Genomic DNA, 17,454 nt, shown 5'->3' with positions numbered 1-17,454 from the left:
GAACCGATGGACCGCACGCGGGCGTTGGTGGTGACCGCGGTGCCCGCCGAGCGGGACGCGGTCACGCTGGCGACGGGCGCGCCGCCCGACGCGTTCACCCTGCCGACCGGGCTGACGCTGCACCGGGGCCCGGCGTGGGACGCGGTGGCCGTGGGCGTGGGCCCGGCGGCGGCCGCGGCCGGCACGGCGACGGTGCTGGCGGTGGCGCCCGGCCGTTACGACCTGGTGGTGGCGGCCGGCATCGGCGGCGGGTTCGCGCCGGTCGCCGACGTGGGGGACACGGTGGTCGGCTCGGCGCTGATCGCCGCCGACCTGGGCGCGGAGAGCCAGGACGGCTTCGTCGACCTGGCCGAGCTGGGCTTCGGCCGGGTCAGCCACCGGCCGCCCGAGGGGCTGGCCGAGGCGGTGGCCGAGGCCACGGGCGGGGTGCTGGGCCCGGTGCTGACGGTCGCCACCGCGACGGGCACGGCCGAGCGGGCCGCGACGCTGGCCGGGCGCCATCCCGGCGCCGCCGCCGAGGCGATGGAGGGCCACGGCGTGGCGACGGCCGCCGCCGCCCACCGACTCGCGGTGCTGGAGATCCGCACCGTGTCCAACCCCGTGGGCCCACGGGACCGCGCGGCCTGGCGCATCCCCGCCGCGCTGCGCGCGCTGACGGACGCGTTCGCCGCCGCGGGGCCCGCGGTCGAGAAGTGGAGGCAGCAACCCCATGAGCAGCACGGATGACCGGCCGCTGACCCTGACCTACTCGCCCTGCCCCAACGACACCTTCGTCTTCCACGCCTGGACGCACGGGCTGCTGCCCGGCACGCCGGACGTGACCGTGGACTACGCGGACATCGACGTCACCAACGGGCGGGCGGAGCGCGGCGAGGGCGACCTGCTGAAGGTCTCCTACGCGGTGCTGCCCTATGTGCGGGACGAGTACGCGCTGCTGCCGTGCGGCGGCGCGCTCGGCCGTGGCTGCGGGCCGCTGGTGCTGACTGCGGAGGGCGGCGCGACCTCGCCGGCCGGGCTGGCGGGCCGGACGGTCGCCGTGCCCAGCGAACGGTCGACGGCGTATCTGCTCTTCCGACTCTGGGCCGCCGACCTGGTGCCCGGCGGGGTCGGCGAGGTCGTGGTGCTGCCGTTCGCGGAGATCATGCCGGCGGTGCGGGACGGCCGGGTGGACGCCGGTCTGGTGATCCACGAGGCGCGTTTCACGTTCCAGGCGTACGGGCTGCGGCGGTTGGCCGACATGGGCGAGTACTGGGAGACCACGACGGGGCACCCGATCCCGCTGGGCGCGATCGTGGGGCGCCGCTCGCTGGGCGGGGAACGGCTGGCGGCCGTCGCGGAGGCGATCCGCTCCTCGGTGGACCACGCGTGGGCGGACCCCTCGGCCAGCCGGAAGCATGTGCTGGCGCACGCGCAGGAGATGGACCCGGCGGTGGCCGACGCCCATATCGGGCTCTACGTCAACGAGTACACGCGCGACCTGGGCGTCAGCGGCCACGCGGCGATCGACGCACTGCTGGGCCGGGCCGCGGCGGCCGGTCTCGTACCGGCCACCGCGCCGCTGTCACCGGCGGGCTGAGGCGGTTCGGCCGAGCGTGCGGAAGAACGCGCGCACGTCGGCGACCAGCAGCTCCGGCCGTTCCATGGCGAGGAAGTGGCCGCCGGCGCCCAGCTCCGTCCAGCGCACCACCCGGTGGTCGCGCTCGGCCCAGGGGCGGACGGTGACGTCGTGCGCGGAGAGCAGGAACGCCGTGGGCACGGCGGGGGGATCGGGCGGGGACCAACCCCCCTCGCCGTCGCCCTCGCCCGCCCTGTCCTCCGCTCCTGCTCCGTCGGGCCAGTCGGCGGCCTCAGGCCAGTCGGCGGCCTCGGACCAGTCGGCGGCGGAGACGGACTCGTAGTAGACCTGCGCGGCCGAGGTGGCGCTGCCGGTGAACCAGAAGAGCGCGACCGTGGTCAGGAGGCGGTCACGGTCGATGCTCTCCTCCGGCAGTTCTCTGCCGGGCTCGGACAGTTCCTTGAACTTCTCGACGATCCAGGCGAGTTGCCCCACGGGGGAGTCCGTCAGCGCGTAGCCGACGGTGGCCGGCCGCTTGCTGTTGCACTGGAGGTAGCCGTCGTTGAAGTCGTTCATCCGCGCCCACCGGGCCCGGTCGGCCTCACCGAGGCCGTCCAGCTCGCCGTCGACGCCGGCGGGGAAGCTGATCGCCGCGTTCAGATGAACGCCCACGACCCGTTCCGGGGCGCGGCACGCGATCTCGGGCGCCACCCAGGAGCCGGTGTCGTACCCCTGGACGCCGAACCGCTCGTAGCCCAGCCGGCTCATCAGCCCCAGCAGCAGCTCGGCCATGCGCCCCGGCCCGGTGCCGGGCGCGGCCAGGGGCGTGGAGTAGCCGAAGCCGGGCAGCGAGGGGATCACCAGGTGGTGCGCCTCGGCCGCCTCCCCGCCGTGTGCCGTCGGGTCCGTCAGCGGGTCGATGACGTCGAGGTAGTCGGCACAGGTGCCGGGCCAGCCGTGGAGCAGCAACAGCGGGGTGGCCTCCGGGTGCGGGGAGCGGACATGGATCAGGTGCAGCGGCTGCCCCTCGACGGTGGTGACGAACTGGGGGCGCGCGTTCAGCTCCGCCTCCCTGGCCCGCCAGTCGAAGGCCCCGCCCCAGTGGGCGGCCAGCTCCCTCAGGTAGCCGAGCGGCACGCCGCGCTCCCACCCGGTGCCGGGCAGTTGCTCGGGCCAACGGGTGGCGGCCAGGCGTCGGTTCAGCTCGTCGAGCGCGTCCTGGGGGACGGCCACGCGGAAGGGGGTCACGGACTCGGTGTCGTTCATGGCGGGCACGCTAGGCGCGGGTTCGGACGGTTCCTGTCCTAGGTCGCCTCGTTTGGATCTTCGCGAGGGCGCGACGCCAGCGATGGGGGCACCTCCCAGGCCCCCGAGGGGCCTGGGGGAACCTCGCTGCGTTACCGAATCGCGCGAATACGACCAAGTATGAGCTGCGATCCGGCGCCTTGCGATGCACCGCATCATGGGGGCACCTCCCAGCCGCGAGGCTGGGGGAGCCGCGCCCTGATCCACGAAGATCCAAACGAGACAACCTAAGCCGCGCCCCGCGGCAGGGCAGAATCGCGCCATGGAACTCAGGCCGTCGGCGCGACTGCTGCGCCTGCTCTCCCTGCTCCAGGACGGCGGGGAGCGCTCGGGGCGAGAGCTGGCGGAGCGGCTCGGCGTCACCGTGCGCACCGTGCGACGCGACATCGAGCGGCTGCGCGCCCTCGACTACCCGGTGCACGCCGCCCGGGGCACCGCCGGCTACCGGCTGGGCACCGGCGCCTCGCTGCCACCGCTGCGGCTGGACGACGAGGAGGCCGTCGCCGTGGCCGTGGGGCTGCGGACGACGGCGGGCAGTTCGGTGCGGGGCATCGAGGAGAGCGCGGTGCGCGCGCTGGCCAGGCTGGAGGAGATGCTGCCCCCGCGGCTGCGCCACCGGGTCGCGACGCTGGGCGCCGCGACCGTGCACGTCGGGGCGGCGGGTCCGGAGGTGGCGCCCGAGACGCTGATGGCGCTGGCGGCGGCGATCCGACGGCGGGAACGGCTGCGGTGCGACTACACGGACGCGCACGGGCGCACGGCGGCGCGCGAGATCGACCCGCACCACCTGGTGAGCTTCGTGCGGCACTGGTACCTGCTGGGCTGGGACCCGGGCCGGGCGGACTGGCGGGTCTTCCGGGTCGACCGGCTGACCCCGGGCCCCGCCGTGGCACGCTTCAGCCGGCGCGCGCTGCCCGACGGGGACGACCCGGCCGCCTATCTCACCCGCCGGCTCTCCGAACGGGCGTGGCCGCACCGCGCGACGGTCGCGCTGCACGGCTCGGCGGAGGAGATGGCCGGGCGGGTCTGGCCGGGGATGGGCGCGTTGGAGGCGGTGGACGAGCACAGCTGTCTGCTGCACGTCGGCGCGGGCGACGTCCCCGACCTGGTGTGGATGATCACCTCGGTGAACGTCGACTTCACCCTGGTGGAGGGGAGCGCGGAACTGGCCGCGGCGCTGCGCGCGCAGGCCGCCCGCTGCGCGCGGGCGGTGGCGCGCGTGCCGGCGGGGTAGGCCGTGGCCGGCCCCCGGCCGGTCGTCGTCAGACGTCCAGCTGGTCGGCGACCGCGCGGAGCATCCCCGCGATCTTGCGGCCGTTGGCGCGGTCGGGGTAGCGGCCGCGCTCCAACTGCTGGGAGACGCCGTCCAGCAGCGTCGTCAGGTCCTGCACGATGGAGGCCAGCTCGTCCGGCTTGCGGCGCTGGGCCGCCGCCACCGAGGGCACCGGGTCGAGCAGCACCACGGAGAGCGCCTGGTCCCCGCGCTGGCCGGCGACCACGCCGAACTCCACGCGCTGTCCCGGCTTCAGCAGGTCCAGCCCGGCGGGCAAGGCGGAGGAGTGCACAAAGACGTCGCCGCCGTCGTCGCGGGAAAGGAAGCCGAAGCCCTTCTCGCTGTTGAACCACTTCACCTTGCCGGTAGGCACGTGTCCTCGTCCTCGCTCGCATAGCAGTGAGGCGGGCCACATCAGCCCGCCGGATCCAAGGCTAATAGCCCCCGGCCCGGTGACAAGATGCTGCCGAGCCGTTTCGGAGGATCACTGCCCCCGGCGGGTCGTAAATATGCTCGTACCTGCGATCCTGTGGTGGTGAGTACCAACCAAGCAGGGGACAACCTGGTGCGGATCGGCGGCGTGATCTTCGCCGTCGGGGCGCTGGCGACCCTGATCACCGTGATTCCGTTGCTGGTCGGGGCGGACGCGCTGCCGACCGTCGCCTACCTGGTCTCCATGTTGATGGGGGTGGGTTTCTTCGTCGCCGGCTGCGGGCTGATGCGCTCGGTCGCCGCGCAGCGCCGCGAGGATCGCGCGGCGCAGCGCGTGGCGGTGCCGGACTCCGCCTAGACCCCGGCGAGGTGGTCGGCCAGCCAGTCGGGGAACGCGGTGAGGTCGGTCAGCACCACGTCCGCGCCGGCGGCCCGCAGTTCCTCGGCGGGGCAGGGGCCGGTCGCGACGGCGACCGAGACGGCGCCGGCGGCGTGCGCCCCGCGCACGTCCCCGACGTGGTCGCCGACGTAGACGCCCGCGGTGTGTTCGCGCAGCGCCTCCGCCTTGCGTTCGGCCCACAGCGAGCCGACGAGCACGTCGGTGCGCAGGCCCAGGTGGTCCAGGTGCAGCCGGGCGTTGGGCGCGTGCTTGGCCGTGACGACCACGCTGCGTCCGCCGAGGCCGCGCACCGTCTCGACCGCGTCGGCGGCGCCCGGCAGCAGCAGCGAGGGCTCGATCGCCAGCCGCACGTACAGCGCGCGGTACTGGTCGGCGACGGCCGGCACCCGCTCCGGCGGGAACCAGCAGGCCAACTCGTCCTCCAGCGGCGGCCCGAGGCGGCTGACCGCGAGGTCGGCGTCGATGGGCACGCCGGTCGCCTCGGCGAGCGCGCGGTAGGTGCGGTGGATGCCGGGCCGGGAGTCGACCAGGGTCATGTCGAGGTCGAACCCGACGGTGAACCGGGGGTGGGGCACGCCCTCGGGCCCCGGGGCGTGCTCCGGGGGGCGCGTGGTGGCGCGGGCGGAGGCCGCTCCGGGATCGCCTTCGGGGTTCGGGGGATGCGTCGGCGCTGCGAAGGACATGCGGCTATTGTGCCTCTGGCAGTTGCCTACACTTAGGCTCGCCTTACCTAACTGCCGCCCACTCGCCCGCACATCCGCCCGCACACCCGCCCGCACCGCGCGAAGGAACCACCCGAGGAACGATGTCCACGCTCGCCGAACGCCGGCCCCCCGTCGAGCGCCGCGGCACCACCGCGCGGCGGCTCGGCTGGCTGCTCGCCGGGGTGGCGGCCGTGGCGGTCGCGATGCTGCTCAGCGTCGCCCTCGGCAGCCGTTCGATCGGCGTCGACCAGGTGCTGCGGGCCCTGACCGAGTCCCCTGACGCACTGACCGGTGAGGACGCCAGCGCCGCCAAGGTGGTGCGCGAACTGCGGGTGCCGCGCACCCTGATCGCGCTGATGGTCGGCGCCGCGCTCGGCATGGCGGGCGCGGTGATGCAGGGGCTGACCCGCAACCCGATCGCCGAGCCCGGCATCCTCGGCGTCAGCCAGGGCGCCTCGGTCGCGGTGGTGCTGGCGATCGCCTACGCGGGGGCCGACTCGCTCGACGACTACGTGTGGTTCGCGTTCGTCGGCGCCGCGCTGGCGGCCGTGGTCGTCTACGCCGTCGCCAACCAGGGCCGGGGCGGCGCGACCCCGGTGCGGCTCGCGCTGGCCGGCGCGGCGATCAACGCGCTGCTGGCCTCGGTGATCGCGGGGGTGCTGACCACGCACGGCGCGACGTTGGACGAGTACCGCTTCTGGCAGGTCGGCTCGTTGACCGGCAGGGACGCCCAGATCGCCGCGCAGATATGGCCGTTCCTGCTGGTCGGCGTCGGGCTGGTGGCCGCGGCGGCGCGCGGGCTCGACGCGTTGGCGCTCGGCGACGACGTGGCGCGCGGGCTCGGCCAGAACGTGGCGGCGGTGCGGGTCACCGGCGGGCTCGGCGCCGCGGTGCTCACGGGCGCCGGGGTGGCGGCGGCCGGGCCGATCGCGTTCGTCGGGCTCGCCGTTCCGCACATCGGACGGGCGCTGGTCGGCGGCGGACACCGCTGGCTGCTGCCGATGGCGGCCCTGCTGGGGGGCGTGGTGCTACTGGTCTCCGACGTGGTCGGCAGGCTGGTGTTCCCGCCGTCCGAGGTGCCGGCCGGGGTGACGACGGCGCTGGTCGGCGTCCCCTTCCTGGTCTATCTGGTGCGCCGCTCGGCGGTGCGCGGATGAGCGGCTGGCGCACGAAGGGAGGCGCGCGATGACCGCGACGCTGGGCGGCCCGCGCGCCGCCACGACCGGGCGCGCCGGCGCGCGCCCCACCGGATACCGGGTGCTGCGGCTGCCGGGCGGTGCCTCGTTCCTGCTGCACGGCCGGGCGCTGCTGGCCGCGACGGTGCTGGCGCTGGTGCTGGCCGCCGGCTGTGTGGCGAGCCTGTCGTTCGGCGAGTCCACCGTGCCGCCGCAGGAGGCGGTCCGTTCCGTGCTGGGCCTCACGGACGAACACGACTTCGTGATCGGGGTGTTGCGGCTGCCGCGGCTGACCGTGGCGCTGCTGGTCGGTGCCGCGCTGGCGGTGGCCGGCGCGCTGATCCAGACCGTCGCCCGCAACCCGCTGGCCAGCCCCGACATCATCGGCGTCAGCCAGGGCGCCGCCGCCGTCGCGGTGATCGCCATGACCTACGGGCTGGCCTCCACGGCGGCGCTGCCCTACTGGGCGATCGCCGGCGGACTCGCCGCCGCCGGGCTGGTCTATCTCTTCGCGTGGCGCGGCGGGCTGCACGCCGCGCGGTTCGTGCTGGTCGGCATCGGCTTCGCGGTGGCGCTGCGCTCGGTCACCCAGCTCTTCCTCACCAAGGGCGACCACACCGTCGCGCAGCAGGCCACGGTGTGGATGACGGGCTCGTTCCACGGGCGCGGCTACGCCGAGGCCGAGCCGCTGGCCTGGGCGCTGCTGGCGGTGCTGCCCGCCGTCTGCTGGGCGGCGCGCGCGCAGCGGACCGTGACCCTGGACGACGACACGGCCACCGCGCTCGGCACCCGGCTGAACGCCACCCGGCTCGGGCTGGCCAGCGTCGGCGTGCTGCTCGCCGCGCTGGCCACCGGCACGGCGGGGCCGGTCGACTTCGTCGCGCTGCTCTCCCCCCAGATCGCCCGCCGGCTGACCGGCACGGCGCAGATACCGCTGGCGACCACGGCGCTGGTCGGGGCGAGCCTGACGGTGCTGGCCGACCTGCTGGCGCGGACGCTGTTCTCGCCGACCGAGCTGCCCGCGGGGGTGGTCACGGCGGCGATCGGCGCGCCCTATCTGCTGTGGCTGATCCTCAAGAACCGCACCGGAGGCCGGACATGAGCACCCCTTCCGAGCAGGAGCCGGCCGGCCGGCTGGCGGCCAGGGGGCTGACCCTCGGCTACGAGGCCGACCGCCCGGTCGTCGACGACCTGGACCTGGACATACCCGACGGCCGGGTCACCGTGATCGTGGGCCCCAACGCCTGCGGCAAGTCGACGACGCTGCGCGCCCTCGGCCGGCTGCTGAAGCCGCGCTCCGGCACGGTGCTGCTGGACGGCGCCGAGCTGCACACGCTCTCCACCCGGCGGATCGCCCAGTCGCTCGGGCTGCTGCCGCAGACCCCGGTGGCGCCCGAGGCGATCACGGTCGCCGACCTGGTCTCCCGGGGGCGGCAGCCGCACCAGCGCTGGTGGCAGCAGTGGTCGCCGGCCGACGAGGCCGCCGTCGTCGAGGCGATGGAACGCACCGACGTGGCCGCGTTGGCCGACCGCCCGGTGGACGCGCTCTCCGGCGGGCAGCGGCAACGGGTCTGGATCGCGATGGCGCTGGCGCAGCGGACCGACCTGCTGCTGCTGGACGAGCCGACGACCTATCTGGACATCGCCCACCAGGTCGAGGTGCTCGACCTGGTCCGCCAGTTGGCCACCCCGACCGAAGAGGCACCGGCCCGCACGGTGGTGACCGTGCTGCACGACCTGAACCAGGCCGCCCGCTACGCCGACCACCTGGTCGCGATGAAGGACGGTCGGATCGCGGCGCGCGGGCACCCCGAGGAGGTCGTGACCGCCGAACTGGTCGACGAGGTCTTCGGGCTGGCGGCCGTGGTGATCCCCGACCCCGTCACCGGCTCCCCGCTGGTGGTGCCCCGCGCACCGGTCCCCGTTCCGGGGGGACCGCGTTGAACTCCCCCACGGCCTTGGCCCGTTCGCCGAAGTCCCTGTCCGCCGAAGACCGAAAGAAGGGCGTTCCGCTCATGAACCGACGCATCACCGCCTCCGCGCTCGCGCTGGCCTGCGCCGTGACGCTCGCCGCCTGCGGCGACGACTCCGACTCCGCCGGCTCGGAGGGGTCCGACGACGGGTCGGGCGGGGGGAGCAGGACCGTGGAGACCGCGATGGGGCCGGTGGAGGTGCCCGAGGACCCGGAGCGCGTGGTGGTGCTGGACACCGCCGAGCTGGACACCGCGATCACCCTGGGCGTCGTCCCGGTCGGCGCGGTACAGGCCGACGCGACGCGGGAGTTCCTCGACTACCTGCCGCAGGACCAGCTCTCCGACGTCCGGAACGTGGGCAACATCGCCGCCCCCAACCTGGAGGCCATCCACGAGCTGGACCCCGACCTGATCATCGGCAGCAAGGTCCGCGACGAGCAGAGCTACGACGAGCTGTCGGCGATCGCGCCGACCGTCTTCAGCGAGACCGTCGGCGCACCGTGGAAGGAGAACTTCCTGATGCACGCCGAGGCCCTCGGCAGGTCCGCCGAGGCGGAGGAGGTCGTGGCGGCGTACGAGACGCGGGTCGCGGAGGTCACCGAGGCCCTCGGCGGGCCGGAGGCGGCGGCCGCGACGGAGGTCAGCATGTTGCGCTTCATCGACGGCGGCAACACCAGGCTCTACGGCCGGGAGAACTACATCGGCACCGTCCTCGCCGACCTGGGCCTGGGCCGGCCTGCCGTCGTCGACGACGCGACCGACGGCTTCGCCGTGGAGGTCAGCCCCGAGCAGGTCGACCAGGCCGACGGCGACGTCATCTACTACTCCTCCTACGGCGACCCCGACGCCTCGGGCGAGGACGCCGCCGTCGGCGGCCCCCTCTGGGAGGACCTGACCGCCGTCCGGGAGAACCGCGCCTTCCCGGTCAACGACCAGCTGTGGTTCCTCGGCATCGGCTACACGGCGGCGGAGCAGATCCTCGACGAGATCGAGGAGACGCTGGCGGGCTGAGGCGACGCCGGCCGGGCGCCGGCGTCACCCCTCCTTGACCGGTCTGCGGGCCAGGAAGAGGAGGAAGGCCGCGGAGGCGAGGCCGGCCAGGCGCAGCAGGGTGGGCCAGTCGTCGCGCAGCAGCTCGTTGGCCTGGCCGTCGGCGAGGGCCTCGCCCCAGTAGCCGCCGGCTCGGCCCATGAGCCAGACCCCGTAGCCGGTGGCGACCAGCGCCGGCATCCCGAACGTGGCCCACTGGCCGGCGCGCGGGGAGAGCCGGGGCGACCAGTAGGCCAGCGCCCAGCCCGCCAGCATCGCGGGGAACGAGCCGAACACCGCGCCGCCGGCCAGCGCCGCCACGCCCAGCAGCTCGACGATCCCGCCCCGGCGGCGGCCGGCGAGGACGGCCTTGGCCAACCGGGCTCCCCGGCGCGGGCGCGGCGGGTCGGCGTCCTCGACCACCGGCCGGGCGAGGGCGGCCTCCGCCGCCTCGCGTTCCGCCTCGGCCGCCGTCAGCTCGGCCTCGGTCGCGGCCCCGGGCTCGTCGGGGGCGGCCAGCCCGCTGGGGTGCATCAGCTCGGGGATGTCGATGCCGCCGCTGAAGCCGGCGATCTGCTCGTCGGAGCCCTGCTGCCAGCCGGCCACCCGCGGCCGGCCCTCGGCCGGCCAGCGCGCCGGCACCTCGGGGCGCGCCCCGGCGGGCGGCTCCGCCTCCCGCGGGGTCGGCGGCTCGGGGGCGGGCGCGGGCCGGGCGGAGGCGGCGGACGAGGGCCAGGCGGGGCCGGCGGGGGACGCCGAGGGGCGGCTCGTCGCGGCGGTGTGGGTGGGGCGCGCGGGGGCGGGCGGCGGGGAGCCCGCGGCCTCGGCGACCACGTCCTCGGGGCTGCCGAGCCGCCCCAGGATGCGCTTGACCGAGGGCGAACGGGCGTCGGAGGCGCCGCCGGAGCGCTGCCGGCCGATCTCGTCCCGCAGCCGGTTGACGAGCCGGGCCCGTTCGGCCGACGACATGGCGGTGCCATGCGCGAGATCGCCCACCCGGCTCAGGTAGTCGAACACCAGCTTCTCTTCGTCGATCCCCACGGCATCGCCCCTGCGCTCGCCCTGCCCGGACCGCTCCCGGTCCCCAACACCCCCCGCGTACCCACCCGATGCTACTGACGCGCGCCCCCTGGCGGGACCGGCACGCGCGAGGCGGCGGCCGTCCGACGCCGAAGCGGGCCGGAACCTGAGAGAACGCCGTTGTTCATCGCGGGTTCACCGAACGCCGCACAACCCGCTACCCACAGCTCGTTACATGGTGAACGTCGCTCGTGGACACCGTTTTCACGCCTCCCGGGAGCCGGGCGCACGGCCGCCGGTGCCCTGCTGTGCTCCCGTGGCGCGACGCGGCCTGGCCACCTCAAGCTCTGGCCGTTCCTTCACCGCCGAGACCGACAGCGAGGGAGAGCCCGTGGGCGCCTGGTTGAGTTCGACTCGGGCAACCGCCGTGCCCGGCACGGGGTTTGAGGGTCCGGAGGACGACGGCCCGGCCGCCGGCCTCGGCGCGGAGCGGCCGGCGGGGCCGACCCCGATACCGCTGGGGACGCATCCGGTGGTGCTGCTGGCCGACGCGGACGAACGCATCCGGCAGGGGCTGACCACCCAGCTGGCGAAGTACCAGGTGTCGGTGGTCCACTGCGGCGACGGGGCCGCGGCGCTGCTGGAGGCCGGACTGCGCAAGCCCGACGTGCTGCTGGTCTCGGCCGACCTGCCGCTGATCGACGGGTCGACCGTGCTGCGGCTGGTGCGGCGGCGGCTGTCGATCCCGGTGGTGCTGGGCGTGGGTCCGGAGGACACCGCCCAGGTCGCTCCGGCGCTGGCCGCCGGCGCGAGCGCCTGCGTCGCGCGCCCCTATCGCCCGCGCGAGGTCGCCCAGCTGCTCAGCCTGGCCGACCGGGGCCACAGGGGCTGGGACCAGCCGCTGGTCTGCGGGCCGTTGACGCTCGACCCGAGCACCTACGAGGTGCGGATGCACGGCGTCTCGACGGCCCGGTTGCCGCTGCGCGAGTTCCAGCTGCTTCACTTGTTGATGCTGCACGCCGAGAAGGTGATCACGCGCGATCAGATCAGGACGGAGCTGTGGGGCGAGGGCGCACGTCGCTCGAACACCATCACCGTTCACATTCGGCGGCTCCGGGAGCGGCTCGGTGACGACCCGCACCACCCGGAGATCATCCAGACGGTGCGCGGCGTCGGCTACCGGCTGGTGCCGCCGGCGGGCTGAGTTTCCCGGGGGATATCGGCGGTCGGCGTGGCTTCGGACACCCCCCGTGACACCGCCGATCCCGGTCGCGAGCACCAGGCTCTCTCCTTAACGATTCCAACTCTTTTTGTGAAACGACCGGTTCTGCCGAACCTATCTTCTTGTTCACCTTCTGGCCCTCACTGCTTCGCTGGCCGCTCCTACGTTCTGACTCGAAACACGTCATAGACGTCATCTCCCCATCCCGGCCACGGGGCCGGTCAGGAACAAGGAGCAGGTCATGCGCAAGACGCGCGCTCGTCTCGCCGCGATAGCCGCGGTGTCCGCCCTGGCGTTGGTCACGGCGTGCAGCAGTGACAACGAGAGCGACAACGGCAACGGCGACGGCGGCAGTTCCGGGGGCAGCGAGGGCGGCTCCGATCTCTCCGGCACCATCTCGGGCGCCGGCGCCAGCTCGCAGGCCGCCGCGCAGCAGGCATGGCAGGCCGGCTTCCTGGCCGCCAACCCGGACACCACCGTCAACTACGACCCGGTCGGCTCCGGCGGTGGCCGTGAGCAGTTCATCGCGGGCGGCACCGACTTCGGCGGCACCGACGCCGCGCTGGCCGACGACGAGCTGACCGCCGCGACGGAGCGCTGCACCGAGGTCATCGAGGCCCCGGTCTACGTCTCCCCGATCGCGCTGGCGTTCAACGTCGAGGGCGTGGACGAGCTGAACCTCCAGCCCGCCACCATCGCCGGCATCTTCAACCAGGAGATCACCACCTGGAACGACGAGGCCATCGCCGCCGACAACCCGGACGCGGACCTGCCCGACACCCCGATCACCCCGGTCAACCGCTCCGACGCCTCGGGCACCACCGAGAACTTCGTCGAGTACCTGCTCGCCGTCGCCCCCGACGCCTGGCCGCACGAGGCCAGCGACGAGTGGCCGGTCTCCGGCGGCGAGGCCGCCCAGGGCACCTCCGGCGTCGTCCAGGCCGTCTCCGGCGGCAACGGCACCATCGGCTACGCGGACGCCAGCCAGGTCGGCGACCTGTCCACCGTCAACGTGGGCGTCGGCGACGAGTTCGTCTCCTACTCGCCGGAGGCCGCGGCCAACGTGCTGGAGGTCTCCGAGCGCCTTGAGGGCCGTGGCGAGTACGACTTCGCCTACGAGCTGGCGCGTGACACCACCGAGGCCGGCACCTACCCGATCGTCCTCGTCTCCTACGCGATGGCCTGCACCACCTACGACGACGCCGCCAAGGCCGAGCTCGTGAAGGCGTACCTCTCCTACGTGATCAGCGAGGAGGGCCAGGCCGCCGCCGCCGAGGCCGCGGGCTCGGCGCCGATCTCCGACTCCCTCCGGCAGGAGCTCCAGCCCGCCATCGACGCGATCGCGGCCGGCTGACGGTCCGAACCGCCAGGCGCGGGCGGCCATCACGGGACGCGGCCGCCCGCCCACGGGTGGCCGCCTTCCCGTGGTGGCCACCGCCCGTTCGGACTCCAGCCGAGAAAGGGAACGAAGAGTGTCATCGAGCACCGAGCTGAGGCACCCCCAGAACCAGCCCCCACCCCCCGGGGCGCCGCTGTTCGACAAGCCGGTGAGCCGGCTGGGGGACAAGCTGTTCTCCTCCGCCGCCACGGGGGCCGGCGTGCTGATCCTGGTCATCCTGGCCGGGGTCGCCGCGTTCCTGGTGGTGGAGGCGTGGCCCGCGCTGTGGGCCGACTCCGAGGAGGTGCCGGGCGGGGACGGCATCGTCCTCTACATCTGGCCGCTGCTCTTCGGCACGCTGCTGGCGGCGTTCTTCGCGCTGCTGATCGCCGCGCCACTGGCGGTGGCGATCGCGCTGTTCATCACGCACTACGCGCCGCGCCGGCTGGCGACGGCGCTCGGCTACGTGATCGACCTGCTGGCCGCCGTGCCCAGCATCATCTTCGGCCTGTGGGGCCTGTCGGAGCTGGCGCCGCTGACGGTGGAGCCGACCCGCTGGCTGGAGGACAACCTGGGCTTCATCCCCCTCTTCGAGGGCCCGGCCTCCACCACGGGACGCACCATGCTGGTGGCGTCGATCGTGCTGGCGGTGATGATCCTGCCGATCACCACGGCCGTGATCCGGGAGGCGTTCCTCCAGACGCCCCGGCTGCACGAGGAGGCGTCGCTGGCGCTGGGCGCCACCCGCTGGGAGATGATCCGGATGTCGGTGCTGCCGTTCGGCCGCTCCAGCATCATCGGCGGCTCCATGCTGGGCCTCGGCCGCGCGCTGGGCGAGACGATGGCCGTCGCGATCGTGCTCTCCCCCTCGGGCGGGATCACCTTCAACATGATCAGCAACGGGAACCCGTCCACCATCGCGGCCAACATCGCGCTGGACTTCCCCGAGTCCTCCGGCCTGGACATCAACATCCTGATCGCCTCCGGCCTGGTCCTCTTCGCCGTCACCCTGCTGGTCAACATGGCGGCCCGCGCGGTGATCAACCGCCGCCGTGACTTCTCGGGAGCCAACTGATGAGCACATCACCCCCCTCCCTCGACAAGGCCCCCGAGTCCGGCGAGCCGCCCGTGGTGCTGGAGCGCCCCGCGCTCACCCACGGCTCGCTGCCCCGCCGCGCCGCGCCCGTCGCGCTGCTGCTGTGGACGGTCCTGGGCCTGGCCCTGCACCTGCTGGCCGACCTGAACCCGGTGGTCGCCGGGCTGCTGGCCGCGGTCGGCTACACCGTGGTGATCTGCGGCTGGTCGCGCTCCGTCGAGGGGCCGCGCAAGGCGCACGACCGGCTGGTCACCGCGATCGTGACCGGTGCCTTCCTGGTGGCGCTGCTGCCGCTGGTCTCGGTGCTCGGCGCGGTGCTCTCCCGCGGGCTCGAACGGTTCGACGCCGACTTCTTCAACAACTCCATGCGCGGCGTCGTCGGTGAGGGCGGCGGCGCGCACCACGCGTTGATGGGCACGTTGATCGTGACCGGGCTGGCGGCGCTGATCTCGGTGCCGATCGGCCTGCTGACCGCGATCTACCTGGTGGAGTACGGACGCGGCGCGCTGGCCCGCTACATCACCTTCTTCGTCGACGTGATGACCGGCATCCCCTCCATCGTGGCCGGCCTCTTCGCCTACGCCCTCTTCGAGCTGTTCTTCGGCGCCGGGGTGCGGATGGGCATCATGGGCTCGGTCGCGCTGAGCGTGCTGATGATCCCCGTGGTGGTGCGCTCCACCGAGGAGATGCTGAAGCTGGTGCCGAACGAGCTGCGCGAGGCGTCGATGGCGCTGGCCGTGCCGAAGTGGCGCACGGTCCTCAAGGTGGTGCTGCCCACCGCGCTCGCCGGCATCGCGACCGGCGTGACGCTGGCCATCGCCCGCGTGATCGGCGAGACGGCCCCGCTGCTGGTCACCGTCGGCATCACGTCGAGCGACAACTTCAACCCCTTCGACGACCGGATGGCGACCCTCTCGGTCTTCTCCTACAACCAGTACGCGACGCCGGGCATCCCCCCGGAGCCGTTCCTGGACCGGGCGTGGGCGGCGGCGTTCACGCTGATCCTCGTCGTGATGGCGCTCAACCTCGTGGCGCGCCTGATCTCCCGCCTGTTCGCCCCGAAGACCCGCGCCTGACGGCCGCCGGGAGTTGGGTTCACACCAGTCCACACCGGACACGAAGAGGAAGCGAAGCACAGTGGCCAAGCGCATCGAGGTCAAGGACCTCGACATCTACTACGACAAGTTCCTGGCCGTGCAGGGCGTCTCCATGACGATAGAACCGCGCTCGGTGACCGCCCTGATCGGGCCCTCGGGCTGCGGCAAGTCCACGTTCCTGCGCACCCTGAACCGGATGCACGAGCTGGTGCCGAAGGCCAGGGTCGAGGGCAAGGTGCTGATGGACGGCAACGACCTCTACGGCGCGCAGGTCGACCCGGTCGCGGTCCGCCGGCACATCGGGATGGTCTTCCAGCGGCCCAACCCGTTCCCCACGATGTCGATCTACGACAACGTGGTGGCCGGCGTCCGGCTCAACAACAAGCGGATGAAGAAGTCCGAGATGGACGCGCTGGTGGAGCGTTCGCTGCGGTCGGCCAACCTCTGGGACGAGGTCAAGGACCGGCTGAAGCGGCCCGGTTCCGGGCTCTCCGGCGGCCAGCAGCAGCGGCTGTGCATCGCGCGCGCCGTCGCGGTCCAGCCCGACGTGCTGCTGATGGACGAGCCCTGCTCGGCGCTCGACCCGATCTCCACGCAGGCGATCGAGGACCTGATGCTGGAGCTGAAGGAGGAGTACACGATCGTCATCGTGACCCACAACATGCAGCAGGCGGCGCGGGTCAGCGACGTGACGGGCTTCTTCAACCTGAAGTCGATCGGCGAGCCCGGCGGCCTGGTCGAGATGGACGAGACGACCAGGATCTTCTCCACGCCGAGCAACAAGGCGACCGAGGACTACGTCTCCGGCCGCTTCGGCTGACGGGACGCGCCCCGCGTGCCCGGCCCCGGCGGGGGCGGGCACGCGGGAAAACGTCTTCCCCGCGGTGCGCCGGCGCGGTTCAGAGCGTTCTGGCGATGTGGTGGATCAACTGCCGTGACTCCTCCGGCTCCAGGGACCGCGCCGTGGCGCGCCCGAAGAAGATCCGGTAGTGCGCCAACTCCTCGTCCGCGCCCAGCAGCCCCCCGCCGGTCGGTCCGTCCACCAGCACGGTGTCCAGCTGCGGCACCACCCCGTGGATGTAGAGCATCGGCTGGGTGACCTCGTAGAAGTCCTCGTTGGTGAACGGGATGACCCGCACCGTCACCCGCGGCATGTCGGCCGCCTCCATCAGCGTCTCCAGCTGACGCCGTGCCACCTTCCGGCCGCCGAACCGCATGTGCAGCGCCGCCTCGTGGAGGAACGCGGAGAACTCCGGCGGGTCCTCGCGTTCCAGCACCGCCTTGCGGCGCATCCGGTGCGCCACCCGCACGTCGATCTGCTCCTCGGTGGGCTCGGGCAGCCCGCCCCTGAAGAGCGCCCGCGCGTAGTCCTCGGTCTGGAGCAACCCCGGCACCGTCACGGTCTGGAGGGTGCGCATCGCGGTGGCGTGATGCTCCAGCTCGGCTACCGCCAGATACTGGGAGGCAAGGGTGCCACGATATTCGTCCCACCAGAATTGGCCACGGTGCTCCCTGGCGATCGCGCAGAGCGCTTCGAGCAGCGCCTCGTCCACGCAGCCGTAGAAGTCGGCCAGCTTGCGGATGCGTTCCTCGCTGACGCCGATGCGTCCGGACTCTATGTGGCTGATCTTTCCCTGATCCGTGCCCAGCATCGCCGCCGTCTCACGCGCGGTATGCCCTGCCGCCACCCTCAACTTGCGCAACTCGGCGCCAAGTCGGGCCTGTCGGGCGGTCGGGTTCTCCCTCGGCGGCATTGTGGATCAGGTCCTTCCGTTGACTGGTTTCCCGAGTCTGC

General features: G+C 73.4%; 18 protein-coding genes. 13 read left to right on the top strand and 5 right to left on the bottom strand.

Going from position 1 to position 17,454, the window contains the following annotated elements:
- The first annotated feature begins 6 nt into the window (after positions 1–6).
- Positions 7–726: a futalosine hydrolase gene (locus CRP51_RS25195; RefSeq protein WP_097233633.1), complete on the top strand. Its 720-nt coding sequence runs from the start codon at positions 7–9 to the stop codon at positions 724–726.
- Complete coding sequence (locus CRP51_RS25190; protein WP_097233632.1) at positions 710–1,576, top strand: 1,4-dihydroxy-6-naphtoate synthase; 867 nt, start codon at positions 710–712, stop codon at positions 1,574–1,576. The genes CRP51_RS25195 and CRP51_RS25190 overlap by 17 nt, the downstream gene beginning before the upstream one ends.
- Here the strand turns inward: CRP51_RS25190 and CRP51_RS25185 are convergent.
- A complete protein-coding gene (locus CRP51_RS25185; protein WP_097233631.1) occupies positions 1,562–2,821 on the bottom strand; it encodes an epoxide hydrolase family protein in 1,260 nt (419 codons plus the stop codon). The genes CRP51_RS25190 and CRP51_RS25185 overlap by 15 nt on opposite strands.
- 301 nt (positions 2,822–3,122) lie before the next feature.
- Between CRP51_RS25185 and CRP51_RS25180 the strand changes: the two genes are divergently transcribed.
- A complete protein-coding gene (locus tag CRP51_RS25180) occupies positions 3,123–4,094 on the top strand; it encodes a helix-turn-helix transcriptional regulator (protein ID WP_097233630.1) in 972 nt (323 codons plus the stop codon).
- A gap of 28 nt (positions 4,095–4,122) precedes the next feature.
- Here the strand turns inward: CRP51_RS25180 and CRP51_RS30055 are convergent, their stop codons facing one another.
- A complete protein-coding gene (locus tag CRP51_RS30055) occupies positions 4,123–4,506 on the bottom strand; it encodes a cold-shock protein (protein WP_097233629.1) in 384 nt (127 codons plus the stop codon).
- 162 nt (positions 4,507–4,668) lie between these two features.
- Between CRP51_RS30055 and CRP51_RS25170 the strand changes: the two genes are divergently transcribed.
- Positions 4,669–4,923, top strand: coding sequence for a hypothetical protein (locus tag CRP51_RS25170; RefSeq protein ID WP_245880796.1), 255 nt, complete (start codon positions 4,669–4,671; stop codon positions 4,921–4,923).
- Here the strand turns inward: CRP51_RS25170 and CRP51_RS25165 are convergent.
- On the bottom strand, positions 4,920–5,648 hold the full coding sequence (locus CRP51_RS25165; protein WP_099459333.1) for an HAD family hydrolase: 729 nt from the start codon (positions 5,646–5,648) through the stop codon (positions 4,920–4,922). The genes CRP51_RS25170 and CRP51_RS25165 overlap by 4 nt on opposite strands.
- A gap of 122 nt (positions 5,649–5,770) precedes the next feature.
- Between CRP51_RS25165 and CRP51_RS25160 the strand changes: the two genes are divergently transcribed.
- From CRP51_RS25160 to CRP51_RS25145, 4 genes are all read left to right on the top strand, one after another.
- Positions 5,771–6,826, top strand: a complete 1,056-nt coding sequence (locus CRP51_RS25160; RefSeq protein WP_097233627.1) for a FecCD family ABC transporter permease — start codon at positions 5,771–5,773, stop codon at positions 6,824–6,826.
- Between the two features lie 28 nt (positions 6,827–6,854).
- Positions 6,855–7,946 carry a FecCD family ABC transporter permease gene (locus tag CRP51_RS25155; protein ID WP_097233626.1) on the top strand — a complete coding sequence of 364 codons (1,092 nt, stop codon included), beginning with the start codon at positions 6,855–6,857 and terminating at the stop codon, positions 7,944–7,946.
- The gene (locus CRP51_RS25150) at positions 7,943–8,788 is read left to right on the top strand and encodes an ABC transporter ATP-binding protein (RefSeq protein WP_097233625.1); all 846 of its coding nucleotides are present in this window, start codon (positions 7,943–7,945) and stop codon (positions 8,786–8,788) included. Before CRP51_RS25155 ends, CRP51_RS25150 begins: the two co-directional genes overlap by 4 nt.
- Before the next feature lie 71 nt (positions 8,789–8,859).
- Positions 8,860–9,828, top strand: coding sequence for an ABC transporter substrate-binding protein (locus tag CRP51_RS25145; protein ID WP_097233624.1), 969 nt, complete (start codon positions 8,860–8,862; stop codon positions 9,826–9,828).
- Positions 9,829–9,852: 24 nt separating this feature from the next.
- Here the strand turns inward: CRP51_RS25145 and CRP51_RS28990 are convergent, their stop codons facing one another.
- Complete coding sequence (locus CRP51_RS28990) at positions 9,853–10,887, bottom strand: hypothetical protein (protein WP_170970668.1); 1,035 nt, start codon at positions 10,885–10,887, stop codon at positions 9,853–9,855.
- Between the two features lie 295 nt (positions 10,888–11,182).
- Between CRP51_RS28990 and CRP51_RS25130 the strand changes: the two genes are divergently transcribed.
- The 5 genes from CRP51_RS25130 (at position 11,183) to pstB (ending at position 16,479) form a co-directional block, all read left to right on the top strand.
- The gene (locus CRP51_RS25130; protein WP_245880795.1) at positions 11,183–12,070 is read left to right on the top strand and encodes a response regulator transcription factor; all 888 of its coding nucleotides are present in this window, start codon (positions 11,183–11,185) and stop codon (positions 12,068–12,070) included.
- Positions 12,071–12,329: 259 nt separating this feature from the next.
- Positions 12,330–13,442 (top strand): phosphate ABC transporter substrate-binding protein PstS, encoded by a 1,113-nt coding sequence (locus CRP51_RS25125; protein ID WP_097233622.1) that lies wholly within the window; start codon positions 12,330–12,332, stop codon positions 13,440–13,442.
- Positions 13,443–13,560: 118 nt separating this feature from the next.
- Positions 13,561–14,541, top strand: a complete 981-nt coding sequence (pstC, locus tag CRP51_RS25120) for a phosphate ABC transporter permease subunit PstC (RefSeq protein ID WP_212615989.1) — start codon at positions 13,561–13,563, stop codon at positions 14,539–14,541.
- Entirely contained in the window at positions 14,541–15,638 is a 1,098-nt protein-coding gene (pstA, locus tag CRP51_RS25115; protein ID WP_097233621.1) for a phosphate ABC transporter permease PstA, read from the top strand. Before pstC ends, pstA begins: the two co-directional genes overlap by 1 nt.
- 61 nt (positions 15,639–15,699) lie before the next feature.
- Complete coding sequence (pstB, locus tag CRP51_RS25110; RefSeq protein WP_097233620.1) at positions 15,700–16,479, top strand: phosphate ABC transporter ATP-binding protein PstB; 780 nt, start codon at positions 15,700–15,702, stop codon at positions 16,477–16,479.
- Between the two features lie 79 nt (positions 16,480–16,558).
- Here the strand turns inward: pstB and CRP51_RS25105 are convergent, their stop codons facing one another.
- On the bottom strand, positions 16,559–17,413 hold the full coding sequence (locus CRP51_RS25105; protein ID WP_097233619.1) for a helix-turn-helix domain-containing protein: 855 nt from the start codon (positions 17,411–17,413) through the stop codon (positions 16,559–16,561).
- Positions 17,414–17,454 lie beyond the last annotated feature (41 nt).

Origin of the sequence: Streptomyces zhaozhouensis (genome assembly GCF_900230195.1) — a bacterium.
Classification (GTDB): Bacteria; Actinomycetota; Actinomycetes; order Streptomycetales; family Streptomycetaceae; genus Streptomyces; species Streptomyces zhaozhouensis.
This window is presented reverse-complemented; position numbering and strand designations above follow the sequence as displayed.

Bases quoted from the DNA above. Each gene is read 5' to 3' on its own strand.
- CRP51_RS25195 (WP_097233633.1), top strand. From the start codon at position 7: ATGGACCGCACGCGGGCGTTGGTGGTGACCGCGGTGCCCGCCGAGCGG.
- CRP51_RS25190 (WP_097233632.1), top strand. From the start codon at position 710: ATGAGCAGCACGGATGACCGGCCGCTGACCCTGACCTACTCGCCCTGC.
- CRP51_RS25185 (WP_097233631.1), bottom strand. From the start codon at position 2,821: ATGAACGACACCGAGTCCGTGACCCCCTTCCGCGTGGCCGTCCCCCAG.
- CRP51_RS25180 (WP_097233630.1), top strand. From the start codon at position 3,123: ATGGAACTCAGGCCGTCGGCGCGACTGCTGCGCCTGCTCTCCCTGCTC.
- CRP51_RS25165 (WP_099459333.1), bottom strand. From the start codon at position 5,648: ATGTCCTTCGCAGCGCCGACGCATCCCCCGAACCCCGAAGGCGATCCC.
- CRP51_RS25160 (WP_097233627.1), top strand. From the start codon at position 5,771: ATGTCCACGCTCGCCGAACGCCGGCCCCCCGTCGAGCGCCGCGGCACC.
- CRP51_RS25155 (WP_097233626.1), top strand. From the start codon at position 6,855: ATGACCGCGACGCTGGGCGGCCCGCGCGCCGCCACGACCGGGCGCGCC.
- CRP51_RS25150 (WP_097233625.1), top strand. From the start codon at position 7,943: ATGAGCACCCCTTCCGAGCAGGAGCCGGCCGGCCGGCTGGCGGCCAGG.
- CRP51_RS25145 (WP_097233624.1), top strand. From the start codon at position 8,860: ATGAACCGACGCATCACCGCCTCCGCGCTCGCGCTGGCCTGCGCCGTG.
- CRP51_RS25125 (WP_097233622.1), top strand. From the start codon at position 12,330: ATGCGCAAGACGCGCGCTCGTCTCGCCGCGATAGCCGCGGTGTCCGCC.
- pstA (WP_097233621.1), top strand. From the start codon at position 14,541: ATGAGCACATCACCCCCCTCCCTCGACAAGGCCCCCGAGTCCGGCGAG.
- CRP51_RS25105 (WP_097233619.1), bottom strand. From the start codon at position 17,413: ATGCCGCCGAGGGAGAACCCGACCGCCCGACAGGCCCGACTTGGCGCC.